This is a genomic window from Pseudonocardia sp. SID8383 (genome assembly GCF_009864975.1).
GTDB classification, from domain to species: Bacteria; Actinomycetota; Actinomycetes; order Mycobacteriales; family Pseudonocardiaceae; genus Pseudonocardia; species Pseudonocardia alni.
This window is the reverse complement of record NZ_WWFY01001234.1, coordinates 1-21,426: the sequence shown is the minus strand read 5'-3', so window position 1 is coordinate 21,426 and position 21,426 is coordinate 1. Positions and strand designations below refer to the sequence as shown.

Genomic DNA, 21,426 nt, shown 5'->3' with positions numbered 1-21,426 from the left:
GTCCTGCTGGACACGTTGGCGACACAGGTCGAGCTTGTGCCCGGCCAGGGCGACGACGTGGAACGGGTCCATCACCGTGACCGCATCGGGCAACGCGTCGGTGGCGGCGTTCTTGTAGCCGCCAAAACCGTCCATCGCCACGACCCGGACCCGTCGCGGAAGGCCGGGTCGCGGGCGTCGAGCCAGGTCTTCAGGGCCGCCGCCGAGCGGCCCGGGACCAGGTCGAGCAGCCGCGCACGGCCGTGGCCTGCGACGACATCGGTGAGGTCGGTGATCACGGTGACGAACCCGTCTCCGTCGGCGCCGAACACGTGCGCCCACTTGTGCTCGTCGACCCCGATCACCCGCACCCCGTCCAGGCGGGCCGGCCCGGCGGAGCGCAGCAGCTGCTCGGTCGCGGCGACCGCGACGCTGTTCACGGTGTCCCAGCTGCGGCCCAGCTCACGGGCGACCGCGGCGACCGTCGCCTTGTCGATCGCCAAGCGGCGCAACACGTACTCCGCGCAGCGCCGGGTCGTGGACGCACCGGGACGGGCCAGGCGGGTCGAGTCGTGGGCGAAGATCTCGCGGGCGCAGTCACCGTGGACACACCGGTAGCGCGGCACCCGGACCCGCAGTTGCAGCGGATGGCCGACCACCGGGACGTCGCTGACGCGGCGCTCGGTGCTGTCGCGGTAGATCCCGGTCAGTCCGCACCCCGGGCAGGCGCCGGGCCCGTCGGTGAGCAGGTCGCACCACAGCACCGTGGTCTCCCCGGCCAGGGCGGCGTCGGTGATCCGCACCCCGAGCTCGACGGTACGGATGATCGTGTCGGCCACGATCTGGGCAGGCGGGCACGTAGGCTGCGACATCGGGTCCCCGGGCTTGTTGACGGTGTTCGGCGTAGGAACCTTCATCATCAACTTCTCGGGGCCCGCCTCACCGCAGCGACACGACCCCACCCGCGCGGTCGATCACGCCCTCACCTGCACTCCATTTCCGGAAGAGCCACATTTCTGCCGGCTGTGAAGTTTCACAAGAGTCTCCGCCGGAAGGAACTTCGTCAGTTGATATCCGCGAGCTCCATCTCGCAAGCAACGCGCGTTTGACGCAACACTGGAAGTTCGGAGGGCAGGTCCACTCAAAACCGGTTCTGCTAACGCGCCGCAGATGACGGCCTCGACCGTACACCGAGCGGGTCGCACTACTCCCGGCCTACGGACGACGAACATCCTGACGGCGACACCAATCCAGTCCACAAAATCAACTGGCCAATCGTTCACCGATGCGCCAGATTCACAGAGCCACGCGAGCCACTCGTTGCGGGCTGAGCTGCACACCTGTGTTGGCGGTTTCCGCGGCCATTTCGGTGCCCTGACCCCAGGTGATCGAGCGCCGGACAATTTTGGGGAGCTTGACGAGGTCGCGCAGAAACGCAGTGTGGAGGCCTCAGAGTTCTAGCGCGGTAAGTGGATGAGCTTGAAGTAGCGGGTCTGGCGTTCGACCAGGGTGCCGATCCCCGAACGGTGCAGCGGCCCGACGAGTAGATTGACTTCCCGATGGCCGGGATCTCGAGCGGTCCTCGGGTGGGAACGGCCGGTCGTGGATGCTGAGCGTGGCCCCGATGAACCGGATCCGTCGCCGGACCGGGATCTGAGCACGACGGTATTCTCGGCCAATGCGCAGTGGCGAGCGGTCGGGCTCTGTGACCACGGGCGCGCGCAGCAGTGGGCTGTCGGAACGGTAGACCGCCTGGTAGATCGACTCCGCGCACAGCTGCCCACTCGGTGCGGGAGGGGAACTGCGGCCGCGGCTCCCGGCTGATCTGCTGCGGGCGCCAGCGCTGGCGTAGCCGATCGGCCACGAACGCCAGCAGCTCAGGGCTCGCCGCTACTTTGGCCAGACGTCGTCGCCGCTGCGCGGTGCGCGGTGCGCGGTGCGCGGTGCGCGGTGCGCGGTGCGCGTCGAAGGGTCGGTACTGGCCATCAGTGCGGGAATCACGACGCATTTCCCGGCTGACGTCGACGGCGACCGCCCCATCTCGGCGGCTATCTGGCCGATCGTCGGGCCGGCCTGACGCAGATCGGCGATCTCCACACTCCCGTCCTGCGACAGCGACAGGAAGCGAGTGCTGAGCGAGGCAAACATCAGCGGATCGAGCGCAGGCACATGCCCCACGCCCCGGCCATCTCTGTGGATCTTGTAGCCGCGAATCCAGTTCGCGCCGGTCGTGCGGGACACACCGACCTCGCGCCGCGCGGCGTACACCGACCAGCCCTCGGTGATCAGCCACAGGAACCACTGACGCTTCTCCGACTGCGCACGGTTGCCAGGACGAACCTTGCGGACACGACGGGACGGCAACACAAACACTTATTCTTGATCATTTGTTGCGACCACTGCCGCGAACCACCCCGGACGCCGGGAGATCAGTGTGGGCCCGTCGTCGACAGCAGCGCGTCGGCCAGGCGTTGCTCGACCAGAGAACTCGCCCCTCACCCGCTGCACCATCGCGAACGAAGCCCGATCACGAATCTTCCGTAAGGTCGACGACCAGCTGCTGATGACCGCGTTCGACATACACCTCCTACCCTGAAGGCCCCACCCACTGCGCCACTTGCCTTCTTCCTCCGGTTGCCTCCAGAGATGTGTGTTGTACAACGTCGTTCATGAGAAAGCACCACCAGTCAGGAGACGTCCAGATGCGCACCGCACGGGAGGTCGAGGTATCCCGGGTCGTTCGTGTCCCCGCCTCGAGCAATCCTGACAAGAACACGCCGGCAGGAATACGCTATCGTGCCTCGGTGTTGGTTCGCTCCGGATCGGCAGCGCACCGGGTCTCCTCGAGTCGGTCCTGGTCGTAGGTTTCCGGGAGCAGCAGGGTGCAAGCCGCCGACAGCACGATCATCGCGATCATGTACCAACCTACGGCCGAATAGTGGCCGGTCCATTCCAGCAGCCACGCCGCGATGATCGGTGCGACAGCGCTGCTCGCAAGGGTCCCCAAGGTGTAGCCGAAGGAGATTCCCGAGTAGCGAACCCTCGTCTCGAAGCTCTCTGCGAAAAAAGCCGCGAGCGGTCCGAACGAAGCGGCGAAGCCACAGGTGATCGCGAGATACCCGATGAGGGCGAGCACGAAGGATCCCGCGTTGAGCAACCAGAACCACGGAAATACCAGGACACCCATGGCGATGACGCCGCCGAGGAACACCGGTCGGCGCCCGAATCGGTCGGACATCCGTCCGAAGTAGGGCAGGGCGGCGAGAGCGAGGACCATGGACAGTAGCACCAGGACGAGCATGGCGTTGCGGCTGAACCCGATCTGTTGTGCCCCGTAGCTGAGACCGAACACCGTCGTGATGTAGAAGGTGACGCCGATGGCGAGGTAGGCACCCGCGGTGAGCACCACCTCCTTCGGGTACTGCCGCATGATGACGGCGATGGGCAGCTTGACAACCCCGCCGTGCTCCTTGCGCTCGGCGAAGTCCGGGCTCTCCGCCAGCCGCAGACGGACGACCAGTCCGAAGATGACGAACAGGCCGCTGATCAAGAACGGTATCCGCCATCCCCATTCGATGAACGCGTCCTCAGCCATTCCACCGAGGAGCAGGAACACGCCGTTGCCCAGGATCAGGCCGGCGGGCACGCCCATCTGGACCCAGCTGCCGATGTAGCCGCGACGTCTCGGCGGCGCGTGCTCGACCGCCATCAGCACGGCGCCGCCGTACTCACCGCCGAGGGAGAGTCCCTGGATGAATCGCAAGGTCACCAGAATGATCGGCGCGGCCACCCCGATCGTGGCGTAGCTCGGCAGCAATCCGATCAGGAACGTCGTGACACCCATGATGCTGAATGTGAGGACGAGCACGGATTTGCGACCGACCCGGTCTCCGAAATGCCCGAACAGAACGCCACCGATCGGGCGCGCCACGAACGCGGCTGAGAACGTAGCAAAGGAGAGGAGCGTCCCGATCAGCGGATCGAACTGCGGGAAGAAAAGTTTGTTGAAGACGAGACCGGCCGCGGTGCCGTAGATGAAGAAGTCGTACCACTCGAACGTGGTCCCGACAGCACTGGCCAGACCCGCCTTGCGGGTCCGGGAGGTCGTTGACATGTCCACTCCTTCGTGAAGATGCGACGGAACGTGCGGGCCGGCCGAGGCCGTCCGGGACCACCCGGCGCACGACGGGCCAGGTGTCCTCTGTGGTCTGTTCGGGTTCGGCTCCGCTCTGGGCCGGCCCAGCTCAGAGCAGGCGCAGCTCGTGCGCCCTCGCGATCGCTTCCACCCGGTTCCGGGCGTTGAGCTTCTGCATGGCGGTCTTCAGATAAGCCTTGACGGTGTTGCGGGCCAGCTCCAGCTGCTCGGCGATCTCGGGATTGTTGTGCCCCATCGCCGCGAATCGCAGCACCTCGTACTCGCGCCGGGTGAGTCCCACCCGGCTCAGCAGTTCGGGGCCGGCCGAGCATCGCGTACCGGCCAGCCGCGGGTCGACGACCCGCACGCCCCTCATCACGCGGTGCACGGCGGTGGAGAAATCGCTTCCCGTGACGTCCTTCACGAGACACCCGTCCGCGCCGGCCCCGAGCAGCAGGTCGATCGCGCCGTGATCGGCGTAGCCGGTGAAGAGCATGATCCGGGTTCGCGGCTGGGTGCGCCGGAGCTGCCCCACCAGCTCCGGCGCCGGCATGTCCGGGAGCCGCAGGTCCACCAGGACCAAGTCGCTCTCGATGCGACGCAGGGCGTCGATCGCCTCACGAGCGGTGCTCGCACCGCCGGTGACTGTGATGTAGGGGTCCTCTGCGGCCAGCAGCTCCACCCCGCCGCGTACGACCGGATGGTCGTCGATGACGAAGACCCGCACCGGACGGAGCTCACCCATTGCGGTCCCCCGCGCAGCACGGCACCCACGCCCGCACCGTGCTGCCGCCGTCGTCGTTCGCGCTCATGACGACGCCGCCCCCGAGCCGCTGCATCCGCTGCGCCGCCAGCGAGAGGCCGAGATGACCAGGAGCCGGGTCGGCCCTGTCTTCGGACCACCCGCATCCGTCGTCGGCGACCGCGACACTCAGCGTGTCGCCGACGACGGAAACGGTGACCACCACCGCCGAGGCGTGCGCATGCTTCTCGACGTTGACGAGAGCCTCACGCACCACCCCGAGCAGCGCCTCGTTGCGGCCCGGCCCCAGGTCCGGAATCACCGCCAGCGGCACGTACCGCGCCGGGGTCCCGGTCCGCTCCTCGAACGCCTCACAGTCCTCCTGGATACTCACGGCCAGATGTCGGTCCGGCGGCTGCTCGTTGAGCTCGGCGAGCGTGGAGCGCAACATCGACGTGACGTCCTGGACCTGGCGTTCGAGCTCCTCGACCCGTGCACGGACGCACTCGGCCCCGGTCACGGCACGCAGGCTCCGTAGCTCTGCGCCGATCCGGAAGAGCACCGGGCTCACCGAGTCGTGCAGCTCGGCGGCCTTGCGCCGCCGGTCGGCCTGGACTGCGACTCGGGTCTGGATCTGGGCACGGCGTGCACTGACCAGTGTCGCCGACGCGGCACATGCCGCCTCCTCGACCAGCGACACGACCTGCTCCCCGAAGCTGACTTTGCCCCGCACGCCGACGTAGACGGCGCCGAGCACCTCGCCGTCGTAGATCATCGGTACCGCCAGCATCGCCCGCAGGTCCTCGCGGGCGACGAGCTCGTCGAACTCGTGGGTGATCGCGCTCGACGCGAGGTAGTCCCGCACCCAGACCGGGCGCCGCTGCAGCAGGCTCTTGCCCCCGAGACCGTGTCCCTCAGGGACCAGGAGCCGATGCAGCGCGGTGCTCTGCGTCCCGAGCCAACTGCGGTGCACCATCGCGCCGTCGTACTCGACCCGTCCGACGAGCGACATGTCGAACCCACCGACCTCGCGGATTCTCCGGGCCACGGCGTTCATCGCCGCGGACTCGTCGAGCAGGACCAGGAGCTCGCTGTGTCGCAGCGCAAGCTGGTCCAGCACCGCGTCGCCGGGCACGACTCGGTTCGGCTCGGTACTGCGACGCATGGGCGCTCTCCTCGTCGAGGTCCTCGAAGCGTATCCGCCGGGGCATCGTTCCCCCGTTCGTCGAAGGTCAGGGGATGGAGGTGGCGACGTCACCCCGAAGCCGCAGCAACGACTCCAGCAGGAAGTGATCGCCCCAGATCAGCTCGTGCGCGGTCGCTTCTCCCCGTCGCTGGTCGAAGCATCCGGCCGTGAGGATCCCCGCAGGGCGGGGGTCGTCCTCCGTCACGGGGGTGAGGTGGTCCACGACGAGCCTCCGCACCGTGGCCGCGGCATGGTCGCGGTAGTGCGGACGATCGGTCGACTGGTCGGCCAGCCTCAGAAGCGCTACAGCGGCGATGGCGCTGGCCGAGGTGTCCCGCGGGGCGTCGACGCCGGCCGCGAAGTCCCAGGGGGCGACCCGACAATCGGGCAGCCACTCGATCCACCGATCCGCGACGCGCAGAGCCGGGTCGAGGAACTCCGGGCCCGACCAGTGCGCAGCCTGCGCGAAGCCGAGCATGGCCCAGGCCTGGGCCCGGGCCCAGGTGCTGCCGTCGGACAGTCCCTTGTGCGTGTAACGGCACTTCAGCTCACCCGTGCGCTCGTCGAAGGCCGCGGACTGGGCGACGGACCCGTCGTCCCGGACGCAGTACTCCACGTGCCGTGCCGCATGCCGGCGCGCGATCTCCGCCAGACCGGTTTCGCCCGTCCTCTCGGCGGCCCAGCACAGCAACGCGACCGTGCCCGGAACGGCATCGATGTTGGCCGCGCCCGCGCCGACGTCGCCCGCCTCCTCCGCCTGGCTGCCCAGCGGAATCAACCCGGCGTCGCCGTTGAACGCGCTCGCCAGACCACGCGCCCCGGCCAGCGCCGACTCGGCAGCCGCACCGCTGCCGGTCAGCAGATGGGGCAGCAGCGCGCCGTAATGGAAGAGGAACCCGCGGAAGGCGGTGTCGGACTCGGCACGTCCGGTCAGCCCGATCGCGACCTGGTCGGCCGCCGCGGCGTAACGCTCTTCGCCGGTTGCCACCGCCGCCAACGCCAGCAGGCTGCCCCAGAAGCCGCCGGTCCAGAATCCATCGGGGGTCCGACGCCAGGTGCCGTCAGCGGGGTCCGCGTAGTGCGGGTAGCCCGGCTGATCCGACGCCAAGGTGGCGTCGGTCCGCTCGACGAGCAGTCGGACGGCCTCGCCGTGGTCGTAGGTCCTCATGACGAGCTCACCTGGCCGGGCAGCAGCACGGGCTTCAGGACGGTTCCGCCTCGCATGTCCGCCAGCGCGCGCCCGGCATCGGTGAGCGGGTACGTGGTGACGAGCTTCTCCAGGTCGAACCGCCTCGCCAGCTCGGGCACGCTCAGTACATAGTCGAGATGGTTGCGCGGCGAGAATGCCCAGCTGCCGAGCACCCTCAGCTGCTTCTTGGTGATGTGGTGCGGATTGATCGGGGTCGTGCCGTGGTCGGTGTACTGGCCGACCACCAGGTACGTACCGCCGCGGCGGGTGAGGTCGATGCCCTCGGCGACCGCTGCCGGGACGCCCGTCGCCTCGATCACGAGGTCCGCACCACGCCCGTCGGGCGTCTCGGCCCGGACCTTCGCCGCGCGGTCGACGGAGTCGGACTCGGTGAAGATGTCGACGTGCACGTCACCGATGCCCGCGGCGCGTGCGGCGTCCAGCCGTCCCGCAGGCCCCCCCACGATGATCACCTTGACGGCACCCGCGAGCGTCGCCAGCATGGCGCAGGCCAGCCCGACCGGCCCACTCCCCTGCACGATCACGACGTCACCGGGTCGGGGGCCTCCGATGCCCATGGCGTGCACGGCGGTCGGGCCCGCGCAGCCCAGGGCGATCACCTGCTCCGGGCCGACGCCCTCCGGGATCTTGACGATCGTCGAGCCCGGCTGCAGATAGATCTGCTCGGCCCAGCCGCCCGACAGGTGCGGCCAGACCCCGCTGCTCTGGTTGATGCCGTACACCTTGCGCGTCTCGCAGAGCGACGGCTCGTCGCTCGTGCAGTGGAAGCACTCGTGGCACGGGATGTTCGACGCCCAGGACACCGCGTCGCCCGGCTGCAACGGGGCGCCGAGCACATCGGTCGTCACCTCGTTCCCGAGCGCGCTGATCCGGCCCACCGCCTCGTGCCCGAGGATCATCGGCAGCGGAATCTCCATCCGGCCCTGCTGCAGGTGCATGTCGGTGCCGCAGACCCCGGCGTGGGTGACGTCGACCGTCACGGCGCCCGGCTGCGGTGCGCTCGCGGGACGGTGCCCCACCTGCAGGTCCTCGCCGAATGCGGTCAGCTCGACGGCGACGCGATCGCCCATGGTGTCCTCCTTCATCGCACCGCTCCGCTCTCGCGGAGGGCACGGAGCTCGTCGTCGTCGAAGCCCGCCTCGCGCAACACCGCCTCGGTGTCCGCGCCCACCCCGGACACCCCGCGGCCGACGCTCGCGGGAGTACGCGACAGTCGGACGGGGTTGCCGAGGATCCTGGTCGTGCGCCGGCCTTCGACGTCGACGGTGGTGACGGTGCCGTTCTCCAGTACCTGCGGATCCTCCAGCGCCTCGCGCAACGTGAGCAGCGGGGCCGACAGCAGGTCGACGGCGTCGAACCGCTCGGTGGCATCTCGCGTGGTGAGTGCGGCGACCGCGTCGCGCAGCAACTCATTGGCGGCGGCGGCGTTGCGGGCCTGCAGGTCGGCGGTGGCGAACTCCGGCCTGCGGCTGAGGTCCTCGACCTCCAGCGCCTTGCACAGCATGCCGAGGGCGTTGTCGCGGAACAGGCCCAGGACCGTGACCATGCCGTCCGCGGTGGGGAAGACCCCGTGGTACCAGTCGGTGACCCAGTTGGTCTCGTGGTCGTACATCAGCAACGAAGCGCTCTCCAGCGTCTGCAGAGCGAGTGCCGTGTCGAGCAGGTTGACGCTCACCTTCTGCCCCCTGCCGGAGCGCTCGCGCTCGAAGAGCGCGACCAGGATCCCCTGCGCCAGCAACATCCCGGACGCGTAGTCCACCGCGGGGACCGGATTGAGGTGCGCGGACAGCGTCCGGTCCCCGACGGTCCGGGCCATCCCGCTCAGCGACTGGGCGAGCATGTCCTGCCCGGCCTTGTGCGCGTAGGGGCCGCTCTCGCCGAAGCCGGACGCCGAGGCGTACACCAGCCGCGGGTAGCGCTCGGCGAGCAGCTCGTACGCCAGACCCAGGCGTTCCACGGCCGCCGGCCGGTAGCTGTGCACGAGAACGTCGGCCCTGGCCAGTAGCCGGTGCAGCGCGCTCATGCCCTCCCGGGTCTTCAGATTGAGGGCGATGCTGCGCTTGTTGCGGTTGACGCCGGCGTAGTATGACGACGGCTCCCCTGCCTCGACCGCCGGGCGGTCCAGCGAGCGCAGCATGTCGCCCCGGACACCGCGCTCGACCTTGATCACGTCGGCGCCGTGGTCGCCGAGCACCTGCGCGGCGACGGGGCCCTGCACCACTTCGCCGAGGTCGAGCACGGTCATCCCGCTCAGCGGCTGTGACACGCCGATCACCGACCCTCGTAGACGGACTTCGCCACGAGCAGCCGCTGGATCTGGTTGGTGCCCTCGTAGATCTGGGTGATCTTGGCATCGCGCATCATGCGTTCCACCGGGTAGTCGCGGACGTAGCCGTACCCGCCGTGGAGCTGCACCGCGTCCGTGGTGACGGACATGGCGTTGTCGCTGCAGAGCAGCTTCGCCATCGAGATCCTGCCGCGAGCCCGCGGGTCCCCGTCCATGATCAGACGAACGGCGTCGTACAGCAGTGCGCGGGCGGACTCGATCTTGACCGCCATATCGGCGACCATCCCGCGCAGCATCTGGAAGCGTGACAGCGGCTGACCGAACTGGTGCCGCTCGCAGGTGTAGGCCACCGCCGCGTCGAAGGCGCCCTGCGCCACGCCGAGGGCCTGCGCGGCGATGAGCGCGCGGCTGGTGTTGAGCTCACCGTTGATGTAGCGGTAGCCCTGTACCGGGTCGGCCACGACGCGGCTCGCCGGCAACCGCACACCGTCGAAGTTGACGTCGGCGGTCGGGCTGCCCCGCATGCCCATCTTCTTCTCGTGCGGGCCGAAGGACACGCCCGGGTCGTCCCGGTGGACCATGAACACGCCGAAGTCCTGCGTTCCCCCGGACCGGGCGAGTACGGCGTACCAGTCGGCCCACGGCGCGTTGCTGATGAAGCGCTTCTGGCCGGTGAGCCTCCAGTCCGTGCCGTCGGGACGCGCTGTGGTGGCGATCGCGGAGAGATCGGAGCCGACGGTCGGCTCGGTCATGCACCAGGCGGCCCCCGCATCACCGGCCGCGACGCGCGGCACGATCTCGGCCTTGAGCTCGTCCGAGCCGTGGCTGACCACTGTCGAGGTACCGGCCCAGTTGACCAGCAGCACGAGCGCGGTGCTCCCGCAGGCGGCGGCAACCTCTTCGACGGCGATGACCTGCGACAACAGGTCTCCGTCGCCGCCACCGAGCGCCCCGGCGTAGGGCAGGCCCGCGACCTCGGCCTCGCGCAGCGCCGCCCAGCCCTCCTCGGGGAAGCGCTCCTTGTCGTCGACATCGCCGGCATGCGGGGCGATGCGATCGGCGGCGAGCCTCCGGACCATGTCCCGGAAGTCGTCGTACTGGGTGTCCATGTCGTCTTCCCTTCGACGATCGTGCAGGTGGTTCACAGCGGTGGCCAGCTGAGGCCGGTGACGGCGGGACCCCCGCCGCCCGCCGTGACACGGCGGGCGACGTCCGCGGAGACGCCCAGCCGGGTCAGCACCGCCTCCGTGGCGTCTGCGGTGTCGGTGTGCCCGGCCCGGGCCGCGGTGCGGGAGAACACCGGGACGGGCGGGACGGAGCCGGGGTCGAATCCGTCGTAGCGCTCCTTGATCTGCCCGAAGCCGGCGAGTTCGTGGGGCTCGAGGACCGGCGTGACGCAGGCGTCGACGCCGGCGAAGCGCTCCGCCCAGGCGTCGCGGTCGCGGGTGGCGAACGCCGCGGTCAGGCGCTCGCCGATCTCGGTCCAGTTCTCGGGGTCGAGGTGGTCCGGGACCTCACCGAGTTCCAGCGCAGCCCAGAGGTTGGCGAAGAACGCGTTCTCCAGCGCGCCGACCGCGACGTGGCGACCGTCCGCACAGGGATAGCACCGGTACGCCGGCATGCTGCCGGTGAGGACGCCCTCCCCCCGGGCCGGTAGAGACCGGTGGCCCCAGTCGGCGAAGTTCATGCCCATCATGGACAGGACGCCGTCGACCATCGCCGCGTCGAGGTACTGGCCGGCCCCGGAACGCTCCCGCTCGTAGAGCGCGGACACGATGCCGAACGCCGCCAGCAGGCCGCCACCGGCGAAGTCGGCCAGCAGGTTGAGCGGCGGCACCGGTGGCCCGTCGGCGGGCCCGAACGTCCCCAGGGCGCCGCCGACGGCGGCATAGTTGATGTCGTGTCCGGCAGCCTGCGCGAGCGGACCGGTTTGCCCGTATCCGGTGACACTGCAGTAGACCAGCCGCGGGTTGATCCGGCGCAGCTCCTCGTAACCCGCCCCGATCCGGTCGGCCACGCCGGGCCGAAAGCCCTCCATCAGCACGTCGGAGACCTCGACCAGCCGGTGCAGGGCCGCACGGCCGTCCGCTGTCTTGAGATCGAGGGTCACGAACTGCTTCCCGCGCGCCAGGGCGGGGACGGGGAGCCCGGACCTGCCGCCACCGACGGAGATGACCTCGGCCCCCAGGTCGGCCAGCAGCATGCTTCCGTAAGGGCCCGGAGCCAGGCGGGTCATGTCGAGCACGCGGATGCCGGTCAGCGGACCGGAACTTTCCGATGTGGACGTCAGGGATGGCACAGCAGGACGCTCCTCCTCGTTGTGGTCGCCTCGCGTTGCTTCGAGATCCTGTGCTGCCCTCATCCGCCTCGGTACCTCCACCAGGAGGTGCCGGTTTCCCGACGACGGCGCGACGGTGTCCGCCGAGCGTGGCAACGGGCCACCCCGACCGAGGGAGACGGCGATGTCCGGCGTCGAGCAGCCGAGCACCAGCCCGGCGGAGTTCGAGCAGGTCCTGGAATCCGCGGCCGCGGCGGCGCCCGCACTGGGCGCGATGTCGCCCGGGGAGCGAGCCAGGTTGTTGCGCGCGGTCGCGGCGGGCCTGCGGGCCCGGCGCGACGAGCTGGTCCCGCTCGCGGATGCGGACAGCGCCCTGGGCGAGGCGCGGCTGGTCGGCGAGGTCGAGCGCACCGCGGTGCAGTTCGAGATGTTCGCCGAAGCGGTCGAAGAGGGTTCCTGGCTCGAGGCCGTGATCGATCGGGCGAACCCCGAGGGCCCGCTCGGCCCGCAGCCCGACCTGCGCCGCATGCTCGTGCCTCTGGGGCCGGTCGCCGTGTTCGGGGCGAGCAACTTCCCGTTCGCGTTCGGGCTCGCCGGCGGGGACACCGCGTCGGCCCTGGCCGCGGGCTGCCCGGTTGTCGCGAAGGTGCACCCCGCCCAACCGCGGCTCTCCGGCCCCTACGCCGAGGTCGTCGCGAAGTCGCTGGCCGCAGCCGGTGCTCCCGAGGGCACCTTCGGGGTCGTGTCGGGACTCGAGTCGGGCCGTGCCCTCGTCATGGACCCGCGGATCACCGCGGTCGGCTTCACCGGCTCCACCTCCGGGGGGAGGGCGCTCGCGGACCTGGCCGCCGGTCGCCCCTCCCCCGTTCCCTTCTACGGTGAGCTGGGCAGCCTCAACCCGGTGTTCGTCACGCCGGCGGCCGCGGCCGCGCGGGGCGAGGGGATCGTCCGCGACTACCTGGCCTCGGTCGGGCTCGGCGCCGGCCAGTTCTGCACCAAGCCGGGCCTGCTGCTCGTGCCCGAGGACAGCGGGATGGCCGAGATCGTCGCCGCCGAGGCGGACACCGCACCGGTCACGTTGCTGCACGACGGGATCGGCGACGCCTACGTGGACGGGACGCGGGCCCTGGCGACGCATCCCGCGGTGCGGATCCTTGCCGGTGCCCCGGAAGGCGACGGCCGGACCGTCCGCCCCGTGTTGGCCAGGACGACGATCGTCGAGCTCGCCGGGTTCCGGGACGAACTGCTGGCGGAGCGCTTCGGACCCTTCTCCCTCGTGGTGACCTACCGCGACGCCGACGAGCTGCGGTCCGCCGTCGCCCTGCTGGAGGGGTCGCTGACCGCAGGGGTACATGCCGCGGGGCCCGACGACGGCGACGCGGCAGCGCTGCTTCCTCTCCTCGCTCCGCTCGCCGGCCGCGTCCTGTGGAACAGTTGGCCGACGGGTGTCGCGGTCACCTGGGCACAGCACCACGGCGGCCCCCACCCGTCGACGACATCGATCCACACATCAGTGGGCGCCACGGCCATGCGCCGTTTCCTGCGCCCGATCGCCTACCAGTCGGTTCCGGACGCTTTGCTCCCGGCAGCGTTGGCGGACGCCAACCCGCTGGGCATCCCCCGCCGTGTCGACGGCGTGCTCACCCCGGAGCCGCCGGCGTGAGCGGTAGGCGTCTCACTTCACCGAGGGTCCAGCGCCCGTGAGCCCGGTGTTGGACGGGATCCGCGTCGTCGAGCTCGGCAGCGGTGCGCTCAGCCCACAGCCGGGGCAGACGCTCGGCGACCTCGGAGCCGAGGTCGTCAAGGTGGAGCACGGCGCCCGGGGGGGCGCCCTTCGCCCGGTCGACCGGCAGGCGGTCGACAACGACCTCATGGCACCGGCTTTCGCCGCCGCGAACCGCAACAAGCGCAGCATCTGCGTCGACCTCGCCACGCCCGGTGGCGAGGACGTCGTGCGCCGTCTGGTCGAGCGCGCCGACGTCCTGCTCCACGACCACGGGGCGCCGTGCATCGAGCGGCTCGCGCTGGGCCACGCCGATCTCGCCGGAGGCCACCCGCGCCTGATCCACGCCTCGATCAGCAGCGCCGGTTCCATCGGTTCCACAGCCGCCCCGGCGGGACACGAGCTACTCGCGCAGGCCACGAGCGGGCTCACCCACACCGGCTGCGGCCGGGGTGGTCACCTCCCGCGATCCCTTCCCGGCACGCCGGTCATCTACGCGGCCTCGGCGCTGCTGGTTCAGGGGATCCTCGGAGCGCTCCTCGAGCGAGGCCGATCGGGCCGCGGACAGGAGGTGACGGTGAGCCTGTTCGACACCGCACTCGCCATGCAGGGATCGGAGGTCGCATCGTTGTCGATGTACGGGCGGAGCCCCGGATGGGACGACCTGGGGTACCGGGCCACGTTCACGACCCGCGACGGAACCGTGACCGTGGTCGGTGTCGTCGACGCGGACGCACTCGGCCCGCTGTGCCGGGAACTCGGCGTCGACGACCTCACCGAGCGGGCAGAGTTCTCGACGCCGTACCTCCAGGCGCGTAACGGGGAGGCGGCAACAGCTCTTCTCGCGCCAGCCGTCGCCGAGCTGACGAACCTGCAGGCTCTCGAGGTCTTCGAGACCGCAGGACTGGCCTGTGCTCCCCGGCTCGGGCTCCGGACGCTCCTCGACGGGTCGCGTGTCGGGGCCGGCCCACTCCTGGTCGACGTGGACGTGGCGGGCCAGCCGGCCGCGCAGCTGCCCCGCCATCCCGTGCGCATGTCGCGGAGTCGCGCACAGACCGGGCGAGGGGTCCCCGCCCTCGGCCAGGACACCGAGAACGTGCTCGCCGAGCTCGGCTTCGTTCCCGGCGAGATCCGCGCGCTGGCCGGTGTCGGCGCCATCCGCCCGGACGCGGACAGGGAGATCCGCTCCGCCGCGAACTACGTCTGATCGAGCTCGGATCCACAGTCGACGTGAGGCTGAGGATCGGGTCGTGGGTGGACGACGAACCAACGGGCCCGCACGTGCGCAACGGCGCTACTTCGTGCTCCCGCCCGCGTCGACGAGCAGCTCGAGTCCGGTCACGAAGCGGACCTCGTCGGACAGCAGCCAGAGCGCGGCGGTGGTCGAGTCCGTGATCTCAATGCTGCTGGTGGTCTTGGTGCCCTTCTCCTGCAACGCCCGCCCGTCCTGGGCGATCGCCCGGCGGATCGTCAACGTCCCCGAATGCCGATCGACGTTCGTTCTTCGCGCCCGCCCCGGCCGGGACGGTCTCGCGCAGGTAGTGCCGCCGACCGGAGATCGGGTCCTTCCCGACGTAGACGGAGACCCGGAGCGCGCCGCTGGGCAGCTCCTCGATCGTCCCGCGCGGTCGTCCGCGCGGCCTCCCGGCTGCCGTCACGTGGAGCAGGATACGAGGGCTTCGCACCACGAAAGGCTCCACGAGCGGAGCTACGCGATCATGGGGCCAGAGAAGGCCCTGGTCAGATATGTGGGCGCGGCAGGGTTCGAACCTGCGACCGCTCGGGTGTAAACCGAGTGCTCTCCCGCTGAGCTACGCGCCCGGGACGGACATCTTCACACGGCCCCCAGGGCCCGACGCCACCCGTCCTGGTCCCGCGGATCCCCCGGCTGGTTCACTTCGGCGAACGAGACGGTGCCGTCCGGGCCGACCAGGAACGTCCCCCGCAGCGCCATCCCCTTCGCTGTGTCGAACACCCCGTAGGCCGACGCCACGGCCCCGTGCGGCCAGAAGTCGGACAGCAGCGGGAACCCGAACCCCGCGGACGCGGCCCAGGCCCCGAGCGAGAACGTCGGGTCACAGGAGATCGCCAGCACCTGGGTGGCGTCGTTCTGGAACTCCGGGAGCGACGCCTGCACCGCCGACAGCTCCCCGCCACAGATCCCGGAGAACGCGAACGGGTAGAAGACCAGCAGCGCCGAGCGCCCCGACCCGAGGACCGACGCCAGCGAGACCGGCTGTCGGTTCTGGTCGGGGAGCTCGAAGTCCGGGGCGGCCGCACCCTCGACTACTGGGCTCAGCGCTTGCCCTTCCCCTGCTTCGGCGGCACGAGCTTCGACCCCACCCAGTCGTCCCCGAGCGTCGCGTTGGACGTCTGCGACAGTCCGGCGGTCGGAGCCGCCTCGGCGATCTCGGAGGGCTGGATGTGGCCGTCACGGCCGGTCTTGGGTGTCAGGACCCACACGAAGCCCTCGTCCGAGAGGGGCGTTCGGGCGTCGACCAGGGTGTCGATCAGGTCGCCGTCCCCGTCGCGGAACCACAGGAGGACGACGTCGATGACCTCCTGGGCGTCCTCGTCGAGGAGCTCCTCACCTGTCGTGTCCTCGACGGCCTCTCTGACCTGGTCGTCGATGTCGGAGTCGTACCCGAGTTCCTGGACGATCATGCCCGGCTCGATGCCGAGCTTTGCCGCGATGTCGGACGCACCGGCATCTGCCGCGGTCACCACTCGTTCCCCTTTCACGCTGCTCACGCAGTCCATCGTCTTCGGTTCCGCGTGCGGGCGCCACCCTTCGCGCGAAATCGGATGGGGCATCCGATCACGGGGGCACGACCGGATGCAACCGGCTCGTGGTGCGCGGCGCGGTGACGCGCAGGTCACCCCGCCCTCCGTTCAGTTACGTACGAGTAGTACCTATCCTCGCGGCCAGAGCCCGACTTCGTGAACGACGAGTTTCGGGACCGCGCCGGAACAGGCACGATGGACCGAGCCACGGCCACGACCGTCGAGTCCGGCCGGCGACGTCGCCCCACAGCCGGCGGCGGAAAGACAGGGCCGGGCGATCCCGGCCACCGACGGAATCAGGCAGGGAGAACCCTTGACCGCGCAGAGCAGCACGCCCGGCGACGACAAGCGCCGCGTCAACGTCATCCGGGACGGGCTGGCCGCCCACCTGCCGGACATCGACCCCGAGGAGACGGCCGAGTGGCTGGACTCCCTGGACGCGGTCCTGGACAACGCCGGGCAGCAGCGCGCCCGCTACCTCATGCTGACGATGCTGCAGCGCGCCCGTGAGAAGCACGTGGGCGTCCCGTCGCTGACCGCGACGGACTACGTCAACACCATCCCGACCGACCGCGAGCCGTGGTTCCCCGGCGACGAGGACGTCGAGCGCACCTACCGGCGCTGGCTGCGCTGGAACGCCGCGATGACCGTGCACCGCGCGCAGCGCCCGGGCATCGGTGTCGGTGGGCACATCTCGTCCTACGCCTCCTCGGCGACGCTCTACGAGGTCGGTTTCAACCACTTCTTCCGTGGCAAGGAGCACCCCGGCGGCGGCGACCAGATCTACATCCAGGGCCACGCCTCCCCCGGCATCTACGCCCGCGCCTTCCTCGAGGGGCGGCTGTCGGAGGACCGGCTCGACGGCTTCCGCCAGGAGCTCAGCCACGCCGGCCCGGGCGGCGGCCTGCCGTCGTACCCGCACCCGCGCCTGATGCCGGACTTCTGGGAGTTCCCCACGGTCTCGATGGGCATCGGGCCGATGAACGCGATCATGCAGGCGCGGTTCAACCGCTACCTGGGCGACCGCGGGTTCAAGGACACCTCGCAGCAGCAGGTGTGGGCCTTCCTCGGCGACGGCGAGATGGACGAGCCCGAGTCGCGCGGCCTGATCCACGTCGCGGCCAACGAGGGCCTGGACAACCTGAACTTCGTCGTCAACTGCAACCTGCAGCGCCTCGACGGTCCGGTCCGGGGCAACGGCAAGATCATCCAGGAGCTGGAGGCGTTCTTCCGGGGCGCCGGCTGGAACGTCATCAAGGTCATCTGGGGCCGCGAGTGGGACTCGCTGCTGCACGGCGACCGTGACGGCGCGCTGATCAACCTGATGAACACCACGCCGGACGGCGACTTCCAGACCTACAAGGCCAACGACGGCGCCTACGTCCGCGACCACTTCTTCGGCCGGGACCCGCGGACCAAGGCGCTCGTCGACCCGATGAGCGACGCCGAGATCTGGAAGCTCAAGCGCGGCGGGCACGACTACCGCAAGGTGCACGCGGCCTACGCCGCCGCGACCGCGCACCACGGCCAGCCGACCGTCATCCTGGCCAAGACCATCAAGGGCTACGGCCTGGGCACGCACTTCGCGGGCCGCAACGCCACCCACCAGATGAAGAAGCTCACGCTCGACGACCTCAAGCAGTTCCGCGACGAGCAGCGCATCCCGATCTCGGACAAGCAGCTCGAGGCCGACCCGTACCTGCCGCCGTACTACCACCCCGGCGAGAAGGACGAGGCGATCCAGTACCTGCGGGAGCGCCGTCGCCAGCTGGGCGGGCCGCTGCCGTCGCGCCGGACCACCGGCAAGCCGCTGGTGCTCCCCGGCGACAAGGTCTACGACTTCGTCAAGAAGGGCTCCGGCAAGCAGGAGGTCGCCACGACGATGGCGTTCGTCCGGCTGCTGCGCGAGCTCATCAAGGACAAGGAGATCGGCCCGCGCTTCGTGCCGATCATCCCGGACGAGGCCCGTACCTTCGGTATGGACTCGATGTTCCCGAGCCAGAAGATCTACAACCCGAACGGCCAGAACTACACCTCGGTCGACGCGGACCTGATGCTCGCCTACAAGGAGTCCGAGCAGGGCCAGATCCTGCACGAGGGCATCAACGAGGCCGGTTCGGTCGGGTCGTTCACCGCGGCGGGCACGTCGTACGCCACGCACGACGAGCCGATGATCCCGGTCTACATCTTCTACTCGATGTTCGGCTTCCAGCGGACCGGCGACTCGATCTGGGCCGCCTCGGACCAGATGGCCCGCGGCTTCCTCGTCGGCGCCACCGCGGGCCGCACGACGCTGACCGGTGAGGGGCTGCAGCACAACGACGGGCACTCGCTGCTGCTGGCGGCGACCAACCCGGCGGTCGTCGCCTACGACCCGGCGTTCTCCTTCGAGGTCGCGCACATCGTCCAGGACGGGCTGCGCCGGATGGTCGGTGAGAAGCCCGAGAACGTCATCTACTACCTGACGGTCTACAACGAGCCCTACCGCCAGCCGGCCGAGCCGGAGGACGTGGACCGCGAGGGCATCCTGCGCGGGATGCACCGCTTCGCCGCCGCGCCCGAGGGCAACGGCCCCGTGGTGCGGCTGCTCGCCTCCGGGGTCTCGCTGCCGTGGGCGCTGACCGCGCAGAAGATGCTGGCCGACGAGTGGGACGTCCGTGCCGAGGTCTGGTCGGTGACGTCCTGGGGTGAGCTGCGCCGCGACGGCGTCGAGGCCGAGCACGCCAACCTGCTCAAGCCCGGTGACGAGCCGGTCGTGCCGTACGTGACCCAGAAGCTGGGCGACGGCGAGCACGGCGACGCCCCGGTCGTGGCGGTCTCGGACTGGATGCGTGCGGTCCCCGACCAGATCCGCCAGTGGTCCCCGGCGCCGTTCCTGTCGCTGGGCACCGACGGGTTCGGCCTGTCCGACACCCGTCCGGCCGTGCGCCGCCACTTCGCGGTCGACGCCGAGTCGATCGTCGTCGGCGCGCTCTCGGTGCTGGCCAAGCAGGGCCTGGTGAAGACCGAGACCGCGGCCGAGGCCGCGGCCGGCTACAAGATCGACGACCCGCAGGCCGCCGGCCCGCAGATCGGCGACGGCGGGGCCGCCTGACCCCACCGGCACACGACGGCCCGCCGCCCCGCACGGGGCGGCGGGCCGTCGCCGATTTTCGCCCCTCCCAGGGCGACGCAGATCACGATAGGCTCCGCGCGACGGCGGTGGCGGTGATCACTCGTCCTCGCGACTCGCCGTCCTGACCAGGGCGTCGACCGTGTGCGTCGCTGGCCAGCGGTCCCGGGGCGAGGTGCTCCGGGCCGATGATCTCCAGGGAGCAGGAATGGCAGAAGGCACCGTCAAGTGGTTCAACAGCGAGAAGGGCTACGGCTTCCTCGCCCCCGACGGTGGTGGTGCGGACGTGTTCGTGCACTACTCGGCAATCCAGACGAACGGCTACAAGAGCCTCGACGAGGGGCAGCGCGTGTCGTTCGACATCGAGCAGGGGCAGAAGGGGCCGCAGGCCAGCGGGGTCACACCGCTCTGAGCCGTCCGGTCACCCGTCCGTCGTGGTGACCGGCAGCAGACCGTCACGGCCGAGGCCCCGCGTGCCCCGGCCGGTTCCGCGGCGCCCGGGTGTCACCACCCCAGCGCCGCGTGCATCTCCCACACCAGGATCTCGGCCCCGTCCGGTCCGGCGGTGATCCGCCGGCCGCCGTCGTCGACGATCCTGGCCGCGTCGCCCGTACCGAGCTCGTCACCGGGCACGTCCTCCAGCGTCGCGCCCCCACGTGCCACGAAGGCGTGCACGAACGGGGCGGTCGGCAGCTCCGTCGCCGCCCCCGGCGCGAGCCGTGCCACCGACAGGGCCGCCGCGCGCTGACGCAGCGGCAGCAGGGTCGCCTCACGGTGCCGTTCCAGGCCCGAGGCCAGGACGACCGTGTCCCTGCGCTCCCCCGCGTCCGCCGCACGCACGAGGTGGCGCGGGTCTCCGCCCGGTTCCTCGGGCACCACCCACATCTGCACGAACCGCACGCCCCCGTCCGGCGTCGCGTGCTCGGAGTGCCGCACCCCCGACCCTGCGCCCAGGTACTGCACCCCGCCCGGCCCGACCCGTGCGGTCCGCCCGGTGGTGCTGTCGCGGTGTTCCAGCTCGCCGTCGAGGACCCAGGTGAGGATCTCGGTGTCGCGGTGCGGGTGCTCGTCGTAGCCGCGCCCCGGGACGAGCCGGTCCTCGTTGTGCAGCAGCAGCAACCCGAAGTGGGTGTTGGCCGGGTCGTAGTGCGCCCCGGCGGAGAAGCTGTGCCGCGAGTCGAGCCAGCCGGTCTCCGTGCGCGCCCGCGAGCCGGAGCGGTACAGCGTGACGTGTCCTGTGGGTGCGTCCATCGTCGTGTCATGCTGCCCGACGTGCACCGCCACCCGGTCGCGGACGCGACGTTGCGCCGCCTCGAGCTCGCCTCGTCCCGGCTGGCCGCGGCATGCCTGGCGGAGATGGAGCGGCGCTGCCCGTGGTTCGCGGGGCTGCCCGCCGACCAGCGCGCGGGCGTGGCGCTGGTGACCCAGACCGGCGTCGCGAACTTCGTGTCCTGGCTGCGCGAGCCCGCCCGCACCACCCCGCTCACCGCCGAGGCGTTCCGGATCGCGCCGCGCGACCTGGCGCGGAGGATCAGCCTGCGCCAGACCGTCGAGCTGGTGCGTATCGCCGCGGACGTGTTCGAGGAGCACCTGCCCCCGCTCGCCGACGACGGCACCGAGCGCCACGAGCTCACCGAGGCCGTGCTGCGCTTCGGCCGGGAGATCGCCTTCGCCGCCGCCACCGTGTACGCCGGCGCCGCGGAGTCCCGCGGCGCCTGGGACGCCCGGCTGGAGGCGCTCGTCGTCGACGCCGTGCTGCGCGGTGACACCGACGGCGCGCTCGTGTCCCGGGCCGCCGCGCTCGGCTGGGACCCCGCCGCCCCGGTGCACTGCCTGGTCGGCTCCGCCCCCGGCTCCGGCCCCGAGTCCCCGCAGCTGATCGTGGAGCTGCGCCGGGTCGCCGCGCGGCTCGGCCACGACGTGCTCGTCGGCGTCCAGGGGCGACGGCTGGTGGTCCTGCTGCATCTGACCGGGCGGCCCGCGCGCCGGG

18 protein-coding genes, 1 tRNA gene and 1 pseudogene are annotated in these 21,426 nt (G+C 70.6%); 5 read left to right on the top strand and 15 right to left on the bottom strand.

The annotated features are described in order from the left end of the window. Positions 1–71: 71 nt before the first annotated feature. From GTW08_RS30210 to GTW08_RS30165, 10 genes are all read right to left on the bottom strand, one after another. Positions 72–896 carry a transposase family protein gene (locus GTW08_RS30210; RefSeq protein WP_202416174.1) on the bottom strand — a complete coding sequence of 275 codons (825 nt, stop codon included), beginning with the start codon at positions 894–896 and terminating at the stop codon, positions 72–74. Positions 897–1,869: 973 nt separating this feature from the next. Continuing rightward, positions 1,870–2,352: a helix-turn-helix domain-containing protein gene (locus tag GTW08_RS30205; RefSeq protein WP_073577462.1), complete on the bottom strand. Its 483-nt coding sequence runs from the start codon at positions 2,350–2,352 to the stop codon at positions 1,870–1,872. A gap of 418 nt (positions 2,353–2,770) precedes the next feature. Next, positions 2,771–4,093, bottom strand: a complete 1,323-nt coding sequence (locus GTW08_RS30200) for an MFS transporter (protein WP_073577461.1) — start codon at positions 4,091–4,093, stop codon at positions 2,771–2,773. 130 nt (positions 4,094–4,223) lie between these two features. After that, positions 4,224–4,859 carry a response regulator gene (locus GTW08_RS30195; RefSeq protein WP_073577460.1) on the bottom strand — a complete coding sequence of 212 codons (636 nt, stop codon included), beginning with the start codon at positions 4,857–4,859 and terminating at the stop codon, positions 4,224–4,226. After that, a complete protein-coding gene (locus tag GTW08_RS30190; RefSeq protein WP_073577459.1) occupies positions 4,852–6,021 on the bottom strand; it encodes a GAF domain-containing sensor histidine kinase in 1,170 nt (389 codons plus the stop codon). The genes GTW08_RS30195 and GTW08_RS30190 overlap by 8 nt, the downstream gene beginning before the upstream one ends. 67 nt (positions 6,022–6,088) lie before the next feature. Then, positions 6,089–7,150, bottom strand: a complete 1,062-nt coding sequence (locus tag GTW08_RS30185; protein ID WP_237454321.1) for a glucuronyl hydrolase — start codon at positions 7,148–7,150, stop codon at positions 6,089–6,091. 56 nt (positions 7,151–7,206) lie between these two features. Continuing rightward, positions 7,207–8,337: a zinc-binding dehydrogenase gene (locus GTW08_RS30180; protein WP_073577457.1), complete on the bottom strand. Its 1,131-nt coding sequence runs from the start codon at positions 8,335–8,337 to the stop codon at positions 7,207–7,209. Next, positions 8,334–9,518, bottom strand: coding sequence for a CoA transferase (locus tag GTW08_RS30175; RefSeq protein WP_073577485.1), 1,185 nt, complete (start codon positions 9,516–9,518; stop codon positions 8,334–8,336). The genes GTW08_RS30180 and GTW08_RS30175 overlap by 4 nt, the downstream gene beginning before the upstream one ends. A gap of 5 nt (positions 9,519–9,523) precedes the next feature. Beyond that, positions 9,524–10,648, bottom strand: a complete 1,125-nt coding sequence (locus GTW08_RS30170; protein ID WP_073577456.1) for an acyl-CoA dehydrogenase family protein — start codon at positions 10,646–10,648, stop codon at positions 9,524–9,526. Positions 10,649–10,680: 32 nt separating this feature from the next. Continuing rightward, positions 10,681–11,901 (bottom strand): CaiB/BaiF CoA transferase family protein, encoded by a 1,221-nt coding sequence (locus tag GTW08_RS30165; RefSeq protein ID WP_083658974.1) that lies wholly within the window; start codon positions 11,899–11,901, stop codon positions 10,681–10,683. Between the two features lie 100 nt (positions 11,902–12,001). Between GTW08_RS30165 and GTW08_RS30160 the strand changes: the two genes are divergently transcribed. Together GTW08_RS30160 and GTW08_RS30155 are read left to right on the top strand one after the other, a co-directional pair. Further along, positions 12,002–13,480 (top strand): aldehyde dehydrogenase (NADP(+)), encoded by a 1,479-nt coding sequence (locus GTW08_RS30160; RefSeq protein WP_073577454.1) that lies wholly within the window; start codon positions 12,002–12,004, stop codon positions 13,478–13,480. A 37-nt stretch (positions 13,481–13,517) separates the two neighbouring features. Continuing rightward, the gene (locus GTW08_RS30155; RefSeq protein WP_073577453.1) at positions 13,518–14,747 is read left to right on the top strand and encodes a CaiB/BaiF CoA transferase family protein; all 1,230 of its coding nucleotides are present in this window, start codon (positions 13,518–13,520) and stop codon (positions 14,745–14,747) included. A gap of 87 nt (positions 14,748–14,834) precedes the next feature. Here the strand turns inward: GTW08_RS30155 and GTW08_RS30150 are convergent, their stop codons facing one another. The 4 genes from GTW08_RS30150 to GTW08_RS30135 all read right to left on the bottom strand — a co-directional run bounded on the left by GTW08_RS30150 (position 14,835) and on the right by GTW08_RS30135 (position 16,267). After that, positions 14,835–15,014, bottom strand: a complete 180-nt coding sequence (locus tag GTW08_RS30150; protein WP_073577452.1) for a hypothetical protein — start codon at positions 15,012–15,014, stop codon at positions 14,835–14,837. 275 nt (positions 15,015–15,289) lie between these two features. Further along, positions 15,290–15,361, bottom strand: a tRNA-Val gene (locus tag GTW08_RS30145). 13 nt (positions 15,362–15,374) lie between these two features. Then, positions 15,375–15,839: a peroxiredoxin gene (locus GTW08_RS30140; protein ID WP_073577451.1), complete on the bottom strand. Its 465-nt coding sequence runs from the start codon at positions 15,837–15,839 to the stop codon at positions 15,375–15,377. Next, entirely contained in the window at positions 15,836–16,267 is a 432-nt protein-coding gene (locus GTW08_RS30135) for a DUF3052 domain-containing protein (protein WP_073577450.1), read from the bottom strand. Before GTW08_RS30135 ends, GTW08_RS30140 begins: the two co-directional genes overlap by 4 nt. Before the next feature lie 370 nt (positions 16,268–16,637). Here GTW08_RS30135 and aceE point away from each other — a divergent pair, with 370 nt between their 5' ends. Together aceE and GTW08_RS30125 are read left to right on the top strand one after the other, a co-directional pair. Further along, positions 16,638–19,418: a pyruvate dehydrogenase (acetyl-transferring), homodimeric type gene (aceE, locus tag GTW08_RS30130; RefSeq protein WP_100878356.1), complete on the top strand. Its 2,781-nt coding sequence runs from the start codon at positions 16,638–16,640 to the stop codon at positions 19,416–19,418. Between the two features lie 226 nt (positions 19,419–19,644). Further along, entirely contained in the window at positions 19,645–19,848 is a 204-nt protein-coding gene (locus tag GTW08_RS30125; protein WP_073577448.1) for a cold-shock protein, read from the top strand. A 92-nt stretch (positions 19,849–19,940) separates the two neighbouring features. Here GTW08_RS30125 and GTW08_RS30120 read toward each other — a convergent pair whose 3' ends face one another. Next, complete coding sequence (locus tag GTW08_RS30120) at positions 19,941–20,687, bottom strand: pirin family protein (RefSeq protein WP_073577447.1); 747 nt, start codon at positions 20,685–20,687, stop codon at positions 19,941–19,943. A 9-nt stretch (positions 20,688–20,696) separates the two neighbouring features. Here GTW08_RS30120 and GTW08_RS30115 point away from each other — a divergent pair. Next, positions 20,697–21,426 (top strand): annotated as a pseudogene (locus tag GTW08_RS30115) (PucR family transcriptional regulator); the annotation flags it as partial.